The following is a 10,739-nucleotide window of genomic DNA, read 5'->3' as shown; positions in this document are numbered from 1 at the left end:
GCGGCCTTCGGGGGCTAGTGTGGCGTGGACGCCCCCGCCGCGTACCGCCGGCGGGGCGCCCGGCCCGGCGGGCCGCGCGGGCGGGTGCGGCGGGGGGGCGGGGGCCGCGCCCCGGGACGCTGGGCCGCAGGGGCCACATACGGTGTGAGGCGCGGTGGGCCCGTGCGGGCCGGCTGCCGGGGCGCTGCCCCCGGATCCCGCGCCTCGAACGCCGACGGGGCTGTGTTCGCTACGCGAAGACGACCGTCCGGGCGCCGTTCAGCAGCACGCGGTGCTCGCTGTGCCACTTCACCGCCCGCGCGAGCGCCTGGCACTCCACGTCCCGGCCGATCGCCACCAGCTGGTCCGGCGTCACCTCGTGGCCCACCCGCTCGACCTCCTGCTCGATGATCGGCCCCTCGTCGAGGTTCGCCGTCACGTAGTGCGCGGTCGCGCCGATCAGCTTCACGCCTCGCGCGTGCGCCTGGTGATACGGCTTCGCGCCCTTGAAGCTCGGCAGGAACGAGTGATGGATGTTGATGATCCGCCCGCTCAGTTCGGTGCACAGCTTGTCGGACAGCACCTGCATGTAGCGCGCCAGGACGACCAGGTCGACGTTCTCGGCGCGCACCAGCTCCAGCAGCTGTGCCTCCGCCTCCGCCTTCGTGTCCTTCGTGACGGGGATGTGCACGAACGGGATGTCGTAGGAGCCGACCAGTTCGGCGAAGTCGGTGTGGTTGGAGACCACCGCCGCGATCTCGACCGGCAGGGCGCCGATGCTCGTACGGAACAGCAGGTCGTTCAGGCAGTGGCCGAACTTGGACACCATGAGGATGATCCGCATGCGCTCCTCGGAGCGGTGGATCTGCCAGTCCATCTTGAAAGAGTCGCCGATCGCGGCGAAGCTGGCGCGCAGCTTCTCGACCGTCACCGGGGGCTCGGCCTCGAAGTGCACCCGCATGAAGAAGAGCCCGGTCTCCCGGTCTCCGAACTGCTGGCTGTCCACGATGTTGCATCCGGTCATGAAGAGGTAACTCGACACGGCATGCACGATGCCCTGCTTGTCGGGGCAGGACATGGTCAGGACGTACTGGGGCTGGGCCTGGGCCTCGGTGTGCGGGTCGCTCATGACCGCACAGCCTTTCACACCGCGCGGGTGAGGATCTTCAGCGCATCGAGCGATGTGGGTCGCACGTCGGGGTCGTCCCCATCGGCTTCCGCCAGCCGTACGTGGGCCTCGCGCGCGGCACGTACCGCCTCGGGCCACGCGTGGTGCTCCAGGTAGGCGGAGACGGGGGCGTCGGGGCCGATCTGGTGGAGGATGCGGAGCACCCGCAGCACGGCGAGGTCGACGACGGCAGCCTCCTGCGAGTCGCGGAAGATCGTGCCGACGTACTTCTCGGCGGACCAGCTGTCGAGCCAGGTGTCCTCGACGAGCCGGTACACGGCGTCGGTGATGTCGCCGTACGCCTCGTCGCCGGCCAGCCAGGTGTCCTCGTGGAAGACCGGATCGGAGAGCATGTGCAGCGCCGAGCGCACGTTGCTGCGCCAGCGCCACCAGGGCATGTCGTTGAGGGGCATGCCGCCCATGGTGGAGGAGCGGCCACCGCGTCGGGAAGGGTTCTTCGAACCTTGGGCGAATGTCACGCTTTCGATCGTACGTTCCTGGTCAGCGCGATCTTGAGGCGCCTACGGGGGACGGCGCCCCCGTAATTCACCTGGACGTCACCCGATGTTGTGTCCATCTCACTCGACAGTTACCGGCGGGGCGGAATGGTGCATGGACATGACCAACTCGCGACGCGCCGTATCCCTCTCCCGCACCCTCGTGGCCACGGCGATGGGTACATGCCTCCTCGCCGGGTGCGGGGCACTGTCCGGGGGGCCGGGGGGCTCGGGGGGCTCCGGGGGCACCGTCACCGTCCTGACCTTCGCACCGGAAAGCACCAAAGCGACCAACATGCCCGGAATGACCGGCATGGCCAAGGCGTACGAGCGCTGGGTGAACTCCAAGGGCGGGATCAACGGCCGCAAGCTGCGCGTACTGACGTGCAACGAGAAGAACACGGCCTCCGGCGCCGCCGACTGCGCCCGCAAGGCCGTCGCCGAGAAGGCCATCGCCGTCGTCGGCTCCTACAGTCAGCACGGCCGCGCCTTCATGGCACCGCTGGAGGCGGAGGGCATCCCCTTCATCGGCGGCTACGGAGTCTCCTCCGAGGAGTTCCAGTCCCCGCTGTCCTACCCGGTCAACGGCGGCCAGCCCGTCCTCATCGCCGGCGCCGGCCACCAGCTGGGCCGCGCATGCAACCAGGTCGCCCTGGTCCGCCCCGACACCCTCACGGGCGACGCCCTGCCGGTCCTGCTCAACGCCGGACTGCGGGCCAACAAGATGGCGGACGCCTCCGACATCCGGGCCGCCGAGGACTCCGCCGACTTCGGGCCGCAGGCCCGCGAGGCCCTCGCGCACACCAGCGGCACCGGCAAGGAGAAGGAAAAGGAGAAGGGCTGCGTGACCGCCGTCCTCGGCGAGCGCACCGAGACCTTCTTCGACGCCTTCCGCCGGACCGACGCCCAGCGCAGGAAGCCGCAGATCTCCTCCGTCCTGGGCAGCGTCAGCCAGTCCCTGGTGGACCGCACGGGCGGCAAGGAGAGCCCCTTCGAGGGCGCGTACCTGACCAGCTGGTACCCGGTGGCCGCCGATCCGCTCTGGGAGCCCATGCGGAAGGTGGTCTCCGACTTCGCCTTCGGCGACGACACCGTCGATCCCGACGACAGCGGGGCGCAGACCACCTGGATCGCGTACACCGTGCTCAGCGAGATCCTCAAGCGTTTCAAGGAGGACGAGCGGCTCACCGGCTACAAGGTCAAGCGCGCCCTGAACGAGTCGCAGCCGGTCAACACCGGCGGTCTCACCCCGGACCTGAGCTGGCGCTACCAGGACATGCGCGCCGTCGCCGGCTTCCCCCGCATCGTCAACGGCCAGGTCACCTTCCAGATCGTGCAGTCCGGGCGGCTCGTGGCGCAGCCCGGCGAGCGGCCCCTGGACATGACCCCGACCCTGGTGACGGCCCCGCCGCTGGCCTGACCCGGCCCCCGACCCGGTCCCGGACCCGCCTCAGAGCTGGGACTTGTCCCGCTTGGTGAGGCCGTACTTGCCCGCGATCGCGTTCCACATGGTCGCGGCTGACTCCTTGGCCTTCGTCGCCTCGCCGCTCGACCGGTTGCCGTCGGAGGCGTTCTTGGTGGCCTTGGCCTTGCCGTCCTTGCACTTGTCGTCGTCCACGTCGTCGGCCCAGGCCGCGTAGCTGTTGTCGGCGTCCGCCGAGGACTGCCAGGCCTTGGTCAGGGACGCGGACAGCTTCGCGTGGTCCGGGAGCTGGTCCAGCTTCAGCTCCTGGAGACGGGTGATGAGCTCCTCGCGCTGGCGGGCCGCGTCGCGCAGGTCGGCGGCCGCCTGGTCGAGGTTGCTGCAGCCCTTGATGTCCTCCACGGCCTTGATCACCGCGGCCCGGCTGTCGTTGCTGTCGGCGAGGAGCTTGTCCAGCTGGACGGCCTGCGGGCGGGCCGGGTCGACCGGAGCCTCGCCCCCGGGGGCCGCGGGACCGCCGCTCGCGGTCGGGGCGGCGGCGACCGCGCCCGGGTCGTTGTTCTGCGGCTTGCCGTCGGCGAGCAGCGCACCGACGCCGAGCCCGACGACGGCCAGGCCGATGACCACCGCGGCGATGATCGCGGGCGAGAGCTTGCGCCCGGTCTCCGGGGGCGGCGGCGGTGCGTACTGCTGCTGCGGGTGCGGCTGCTGGTACTGCGGCTGCTGGAGGTGGGGCTGCTGGTACTGGGGCTGCTGCGGGCGCTGCGGGTGAGGGCGCGGCGGCGGCTGACGCAGCACCGGCTCCTGGACGGGCGGCAGGTGCTGGGTGTGCCCGGCGGAGTCGTCGCCCCGGAAGAGCCCGTCGAACCCTTCGGCGGCGGGGACCGGCGGGATGTACTGGGTCGCCGCCTCGTCGTGGCCGGGAGCCGCCGGGACCGGCGGCATGTACTGGGTCGCCGCCTCGTCGTGGCCGGGAGCCGCCGCGACCGGCGGGATGTACTGGGTCGCCGCCTCGTTGTGCGCGGCCGCCGGGACCGGCGGGATGTACTGCGTCGCCGCCTCGGGCAGAGGCGGATAGCCGTAGCCGTGGGGATCCCCCGGCCCCTCGTAGCCGGGCCCCACCACGTGTCCGGGCGCGGCCTCCGGGGCGGGATAGGCCTGCGGATATCCGTACGCGGCCCCGTGCGGCGACTGCTGCTGCAGCTGCTCCGGCTGCTGCTGCGCCTGCTGTTCCGGGTACGCCGGGTACCCGGGCGCCGGGTCCGGGACCCACGGGGCACCCGGCTGGGGGGCGCCCCCTTGTCCGCTCTGCGTCACCGGGACTCCTTCTCCGACTCGCCCGACCCTACGGAACCGTCGGGTCACGCTACCCCGTCACGCACCACCACGGTGAGAGCACCCCGCACCCCGTCCGGCCTCGCCCGCGATCGAGGCACGGGGTCCGGGGCCGGTCCGGGGCCCGCCCGGGGCCGGTCCGGGGCCCGCCCGGGGCCGGTCCGGGGCCGGCCCGGGGCGGAGAGCCGTCCTCCGGCCTCGCCTACGCGGTCACCTCCAGCCGCGCCGCGAACTCCCGCACCGCCGCCTCCTCCCGGTACGGCTCCAGCCGGGCCCGGAAGTCGTCCAGGTACTCCACGCCCCGGTTCGAGCGGAGCCCCTCCAGCAGTTCCGCCGCCTGCGTCGCCGTCAGACAGGCCTGTTCCACCTCCCGCTGCTGCACCTGCGCCGCCGCCAGCAGCAGCAGCCCGATGGCCCGGCGGCGCGCCTTGCCCGCCGGGAGGCCCCGCAGGGCCTCCTCCGCCCGCCTGGCCGCCGCGTCCGCCTGGCCGAGGTCGCGGTGGCAGTGCGCCAGCTCGTCCGCGAGGTACGCCGCGTCGAAATGGCGGATCCACACCGGGTCGTCGCCCGACTCCGGCTCCGCCCGCTCCAGCGCGCTCACCGCCCGCCCCGACAGCACCGCCGTCGCCCGGGTGTCCCCGAGCAGGGCGTGTCCGCGCGCCTCGGCCGCGTAGAACATGGCCTCGACCCGCGGGGTCACCTGCCCGCGCGTCCCCTCCTGCGCGGCCCTGGCCAGCTGCGCGATCTCCCTCGGGTTGCCCAGTTCGGCGGCGAGGTGGCTCATGGACGCCGCGAGCACGTACCCCCCGTACGCCCGGTCCCCCGCCGCCTGGGCGAGGCGCAGCGCCTGGATGTAGTAACGCTGGGCCAGGCCCGGCTGGCCCGTGTCCACCGCCATGTAGCCGGCCAGCTCGGTCAGCCGGGCCACCGCCGCGAACAGGGCCCGCCCGACGGGCTCCCGGTACGAGCCGCCGATCAGCCCGGACACCACCGAGTTGAGGTAGTGCACGACCACCGGCCGGACGTGCCCGCTGCCGAAGCGGTGGTCGAGGTCCTTGAGGGCCTCGGTGGTCGCGCGGACCGCCTCCACGTCCGGCATGCCGACCCGCGAGCCGCCACTGCGGGCGACCTGGGTGTCGGCCCCGGTGATCAGCCAGTCCCTGCTCGGCTCCACGAGCGCGGAGGCGGCGACGCTGGAGCCGGCGAGGAAGTCGCCACGGCCGACGTCGCTGCGCCACAGCTCGCAGACCTGCTCGATGGCGCCGATGACGGTCGGGGAGAACTGCAGGCCGACGCCGGAGGCGAGGTTCTTCCCGTTGGCCATGCCGATCTCGTCGATGGTGACGGTCCGGCCCAGTTTGCGCCCGAGCGCCTCGGCGATGATTCCGGGAGCCCGGCCGCGCGGCTGCTGGCCGCGCAGCCACCGGGCCACGGAGGTCTTGTCGTAGCGGAGATCGAGGCCGTGCTCGGCCCCGCACATGTTCACGCGCCGGGCGAGCCCGGCGTTGGAGCACCCGGCTTCCTGGATGAGCGCCTGCAGCCGTTCGTTCGGCTGGCGGGCGACGAGAGGCCTGGCTGCCATGAAAACCCCCTGCTGACCGCGGGTGATCCGTTGGAATGATCACTTCCCGCCTGATGTGCGGAGAATCTTCCGCTCTGCGTCGTGTCGCTACCCAACTCCGGTGCCCCGGCCTCCTACGCGCCCCCACGCATGCATCAGTGCGCCCCGTATGCAGGATCGATGCTCCGCCCGCCCCTTGGTTTACGCCCGTAACCCCGGGTGACCCGAGGAGTTGTGATGGGCGTGGAAGAGACCATCGGAGTCACGGAGACCGTACCCATCCCCAAGCAGCGCGGCGAGCAGCTGCTGGACCATGCCGTGCGGTACGCGGAAGAACGGCACTGGGATGTCTTCGCCGGCACCTGGTTGGAGCCCGGGGACGGCCGCGAGCTGTGCTCCTGCGGAGCCGCGGACTGCCCGGTGCCCGGCGCGCACCCGGCGGTGAAGGACTGGGCGGCGCAGGCCACCGGCAGCGCGGTGCAGGTCCGACGGATCTGGGCGAAGCACCCCCAGGCCTCGATCCTGCTGCCCACGGGGCGGACGTTCGACGCGCTGGACGTGCCCGAATCGGCCGGATTCCTCGCGCTGGCGCGGCTGGAGCGGATGGAGCGCACCCTCGGGCCGGTCACCCTGACCCCTGACCACCGGATGCTGTTCTTCGTCCTCCCGGGTGCCGGCGTCAAGGTGCCCGACCTGGTGCACAAGCTGGGTTGGCCGGCCGCCACGATCGACCTGGTGGCGCGGGGCGAGGGCGAGTACGTGGCGGCGCCGCCCACCCGCTTCGGCGGCCGGGGCGCGGTCCAGTGGGCGCGGCGGCCCACGCCGGCGAACCGGTGGCTGCCGGACACGGAGGAGCTGATCGACGCGCTGGCGTACGCGTGCGGCAGCGAGGCCGCGGCGGAGCGCAAGCGCCGCCAGGGCTGACCGACCCCCGGAACACGCCCGACGGACCTGCGAAATCAGGGCGAAAACTGATGACATAAGTAACTGCTCAGGCCTCTCCCCCTCCTCCTATGGTGAAAAAGGAACGACCAACGGGGACGTGATGAGAGGCAGGCGCATGCCGGACCAGGGCGATGCGACGGGTGGAACGTACGGAACGGGTGGCGCGCGCTCCGCGCCGCCCGCCGTGCGGGTGGAAGGTCTGTGGAAGCGGTTCGGCGAGCAGGTGGCCGTCGCCGGGATCGATCTGGAGCTGCCCGCCGGGCAGTTCATCGGTCTGGTGGGCCCGAACGGGGCGGGCAAGACGACCACGCTGTCGATGGTGACCGGACTGCTGCGCCCCGACATGGGGCGGGTCCACGTCGCGGGGCACGACGTGTGGGCGGACCCCACCGAGGTGAAGGCGCGGATCGGCGTACTGCCCGAGGGGCTGCGGCTCTTCGAGCGGCTGTCGGGGCGCGAACTGCTCGGCTACATGGGCCGGCTGCGCGGGCTGCCGGGCGAGGAGACCGACAAGCGGGCGACGCAGCTGCTGGACGTCCTCGACCTCGCGGGCTCGCAGCACAAGCTGGTCGTGGACTACTCGACCGGTATGCGCAAGAAGATCGGTCTGGCGGCCGCCCTGCTGCACAACCCCGAAGTGCTCTTCCTGGACGAGCCGTTCGAGGGCGTCGACCCGGTGTCGGCGCAGACCATCCGCGGAGTGCTGGAGCGCTACACGGCCTCCGGCGCCACGGTCATCTTCTCCTCCCACGTGATGGAGCTCGTCGAGTCGCTGTGCGACTGGGTCGCCGTGATGGCCGCCGGCCGGATCCGCGCCGCGGGCCCGCTGGCCGACGTACGGGGCTCCGCGCCCTCGCTGCAGGCCGCCTTCCTCGAACTGGTCGGCGCGCACGGGCGCGACGCGGCCGGGGACTCGCTGGAGTGGCTCGGCGGCGGCTCCGGGGCGGGATCGCGATGACCTCGCCCGCCAACCCCGCCCACCCCGCCGCCGCCGGCCCGGTCGGCCTGGTGCCCACCTCCCCCACCGGGCCCACCCGGTCCACCGGAACCGCCGGGGCCTCGGCCGTCGCGTCGATCCCGCTGACCCCGATCTTCGTCCGCCTCAAGCTGTCGCTGCTGCGCAACGGCCTGAAGGGCTCCTCGAAGCGCAAGGCCGCCTACTTCTCGACGCTGGCCCTCGCCCTGTTCGTCGGCTTCTTCGTGACGCTCGGTCTGGCCCTGCTGCACGGGAACGCCCACGCGGGCACCGTCGTCGTCCTGCTGGCCGCCGTCCTGGCCCTCGGCTGGGCCTTCATGCCGCTGTTCTTCCCCACCGGGGACGAGACCCTCGACCCGAGCCGGCTGGTCATGCTGCCGCTGCGCCCGCGTCCGCTCGTACGGGCCCTCCTCGCCTCCTCGCTGGTCGGCATCGGGCCGCTGTTCACCCTGTGCCTGGCCACCGGCTCCGTTCTGGCCGTCGCGCGCGGCGCGGCCGGCGCGGTGGCGGCCGTGGTGGCCGCGCCCCTGCTGGTGCTCGGGTGCGTGACCCTCGCGCGGGCGGTGGCCACGGCCAACGTGCGGCTGCTGACCAGCCGCAAGGGGCGCGACCTGGCCGTGCTCAGCGGCCTGCTGATCGCCGTGGGCGGGCAGCTGGCCAACTTCGCCAGCCAGAGCCTGTTCCAGGCGGGCGGCCTGGCCTCCCTGGAGCCCGTGGAGGCCGTGGTGCGCTGGCTGCCGCCGGCGACCGCCGTCGGCATGGTGGACTCGGCGAGCGAGGGCGCGTACGGGGTGGCGGCCGCCCAACTGGCCCTGACCCTGGCCGCCGTGGCCGGCCTCCTGTGGTTCTGGGAGCGGAGCCTGACCCGGCTGATGGTCACCCCGGACGGCTCGACCATCACGGCGGCCCGGCCGATGAAGGACCGCGGGGCGGGCGGCCTGTGGACCCTGCTGCCCGCCGGCCGGACGGGCGCGACCATGCAGCGCACACTGCGCTACGCCGTCCGCGATCCGAAGACCAAGGCGTCCTGGGTGACCGCGCTGGCGATCGGCCTGATCATCCCCGTCTTCAACGCCCTCCAGGGCACCGGATCCGTCTACCTCGGCTGCTTCGGCGCCGGCATGCTCGGCATGCAGATGTACAACCAGTTCGGCCAGGACACCTCCGCGTTCTGGATGGTCGCGCAGACCATCTCGTCCACGCGCGACGCGTACACGGAACTGCGGGCGCGGGCCGCCGCGCTGGCCCTGGTCACCGTCCCGTACACGGTCCTGGTCACCACCATCACGGCCGCGGTGATCGGTGACTGGTCCGCCCTCCCGGCGGCCACCGGCCTGGCCCTGGCCCTGCTGGGCTCGATGCTCTGCACGGGCGCACTGGCCTCGGCCCGCTTCGCGTACTCGATCCCGTCGGACGGCGCCTTCAAGAACGTCGCACCCGGGCAGGGCGGGCTCGCCTGGGCGGGCATCTTCGCCGGACTGCTGGTCTCGGCGGTGATCTCCGCCCCGGTGATCGTCCTGACGATCTGGCTCAAGGTGGGGGGCCACCAGGACATCTCCTGGATCGTGCTCCCGCTGGGCATGGCCTGGGGCACGCTGGCCGCCTGGGCGGGCCTGCGGCTCGCGGCCCCGACGGTGGCGCGGCAGCTTCCGGAGATCCTGTGGGCGGTCAGCAAGGGCTGACCCCCGACGCCGGCCACGCCGGACGGGCCGGCTTCCCCGTCTCGCGCGGAGGGGAGGCCGGCCCGCCCGTGCGGTGGTGTCAGGGGGCCTCGGCCTTGATGCCGTCGAGGAAGGGTTCCAGGACTTGACGCCAGGCCGTCGGATGGTCGTAGTGGAGGTAGTGGCCCGCGTCGGGGATTTCCGCGTACTGGCCGGCCGGGAGGACACGGACCATTTCCTGCGCCTCGGCCCGGCCCAGTTCACCGTCCAGGCCGCGGACCACCAGGGTCGGGCAGCGGACCTGGGCGAGCTCCTCCCAGTGGGCGTCGTGGACCCAGGTCTCGCGGGCCGTCAGCATCTGGCGGCGGGAGAAGACCGGGCGCCAGCCGTCCGCGGCCTCGTGCATGACCTCGGCGAAGAAGGCGCCGCGGCCGGGATCGGGGCGTTCCACCCGGGGATCGTCCTCTCCGAACCAGCGGCGGGCCGCGTCCTGGGTGGGGAAGGGCAGGGGCCAGTGGTGGAACCAGTCCTCCCATTCCTGCTGGGAGGCCGCGCCCAGGGCGGAGGCGCGCATGTCGCAGATGACCACGGCTTCGACCAGCTCGGGGCGGCGGGCCGCGAGCTGCCAGGCGGTGAGGGCGCCCATGGAGTGACCGATCAGCGTCACGGGGGCGAGGCCGAGCTGCTCGACGGCCGCTTCGGCGTCGGCCACGAAGGCCTCACGGCCCAGGGAGGTGGGGGTGCCGTCAGGGGCGGCGGGCGGGCGGCCGCTCTGGCCGTGTCCGCGCTGGTCCAGGGCCACGACGCGGCGGCGCTCGCGGAGCCAGCGGGCGGTACCGGCCCAGTGGAAGGCGCGGCCCATCAGGCCGTGCAGTAACAGCACACCGGGGCGGGTGTCGGGCTCGGCCTCCGCTCGGCGGAACTCCCAGGCGGCCAGGCGGACACCTTCGGCCCCTGTCACATCGACGCGCTGTACCACCGCAGATGCACCCCCTTCGCTCCCCGCCAGACTATCGAACCCGTATTCGAAAACGGGTTTCTCGCCCACAACACCGCTCTTTCGAGTGACCTTGCTCAAGGATTGACCGCCGCTGCCGATGGAGATCCTTTCAACAGGGAGGCGGGCCGCTCGGGGAAGACGGTCCGAAGGGGACGACCTTGAGAGCTCGGGGCTCCAGGTCACCAGGGGAGGAT

General features: G+C 72.7%; 9 protein-coding genes. 4 read left to right on the top strand and 5 right to left on the bottom strand.

All coding sequences use genetic code 11. The features are described from left to right. Positions 1–229: 229 nt before the first annotated feature. Both purU and ACWGIU_RS17300 read right to left on the bottom strand, forming a co-directional pair. Positions 230–1,108: a formyltetrahydrofolate deformylase gene (purU, locus tag ACWGIU_RS17305; RefSeq protein ID WP_327735989.1), complete on the bottom strand. Its 879-nt coding sequence runs from the start codon at positions 1,106–1,108 to the stop codon at positions 230–232. A 14-nt stretch (positions 1,109–1,122) separates the two neighbouring features. Continuing rightward, positions 1,123–1,569: an SCO4402 family protein gene (locus ACWGIU_RS17300; RefSeq protein ID WP_453706673.1), complete on the bottom strand. Its 447-nt coding sequence runs from the start codon at positions 1,567–1,569 to the stop codon at positions 1,123–1,125. 196 nt (positions 1,570–1,765) lie between these two features. Between ACWGIU_RS17300 and ACWGIU_RS17295 the strand changes: the two genes are divergently transcribed. Further along, a complete protein-coding gene (locus ACWGIU_RS17295; RefSeq protein ID WP_453706671.1) occupies positions 1,766–3,064 on the top strand; it encodes an ABC transporter substrate-binding protein in 1,299 nt (432 codons plus the stop codon). 30 nt (positions 3,065–3,094) lie between these two features. Here ACWGIU_RS17295 and ACWGIU_RS17290 read toward each other — a convergent pair whose 3' ends face one another. Both ACWGIU_RS17290 and ACWGIU_RS17285 read right to left on the bottom strand, forming a co-directional pair. Then, a complete protein-coding gene (locus ACWGIU_RS17290) occupies positions 3,095–4,384 on the bottom strand; it encodes a hypothetical protein (protein ID WP_453706669.1) in 1,290 nt (429 codons plus the stop codon). 220 nt (positions 4,385–4,604) lie between these two features. Further along, positions 4,605–5,984, bottom strand: a complete 1,380-nt coding sequence (locus tag ACWGIU_RS17285) for a transcriptional regulator (RefSeq protein ID WP_453706667.1) — start codon at positions 5,982–5,984, stop codon at positions 4,605–4,607. Between the two features lie 222 nt (positions 5,985–6,206). Here ACWGIU_RS17285 and ACWGIU_RS17280 point away from each other — a divergent pair, with 222 nt between their 5' ends. The 3 genes from ACWGIU_RS17280 to ACWGIU_RS17270 all read left to right on the top strand — a co-directional run bounded on the left by ACWGIU_RS17280 (position 6,207) and on the right by ACWGIU_RS17270 (position 9,566). Then, positions 6,207–6,887 carry a bifunctional DNA primase/polymerase gene (locus ACWGIU_RS17280; protein ID WP_453706665.1) on the top strand — a complete coding sequence of 227 codons (681 nt, stop codon included), beginning with the start codon at positions 6,207–6,209 and terminating at the stop codon, positions 6,885–6,887. A gap of 136 nt (positions 6,888–7,023) precedes the next feature. Continuing rightward, complete coding sequence (locus ACWGIU_RS17275) at positions 7,024–7,866, top strand: ABC transporter ATP-binding protein (RefSeq protein WP_030732403.1); 843 nt, start codon at positions 7,024–7,026, stop codon at positions 7,864–7,866. Then, on the top strand, positions 7,863–9,566 hold the full coding sequence (locus ACWGIU_RS17270; RefSeq protein WP_453706663.1) for a transporter: 1,704 nt from the start codon (positions 7,863–7,865) through the stop codon (positions 9,564–9,566). Before ACWGIU_RS17275 ends, ACWGIU_RS17270 begins: the two co-directional genes overlap by 4 nt. 79 nt (positions 9,567–9,645) lie before the next feature. Here the strand turns inward: ACWGIU_RS17270 and ACWGIU_RS17265 are convergent, their stop codons facing one another. Further along, entirely contained in the window at positions 9,646–10,524 is an 879-nt protein-coding gene (locus ACWGIU_RS17265) for an alpha/beta fold hydrolase (RefSeq protein WP_453706661.1), read from the bottom strand. Positions 10,525–10,739: the final 215 nt, after the last annotated feature.

The sequence above is a fragment of the Streptomyces sp. NPDC054840 genome (assembly GCF_053611065.1).
The sequence above is the reverse complement of the archived record's forward strand: the minus strand, read 5'-3'. Positions and strand labels throughout refer to the sequence as shown.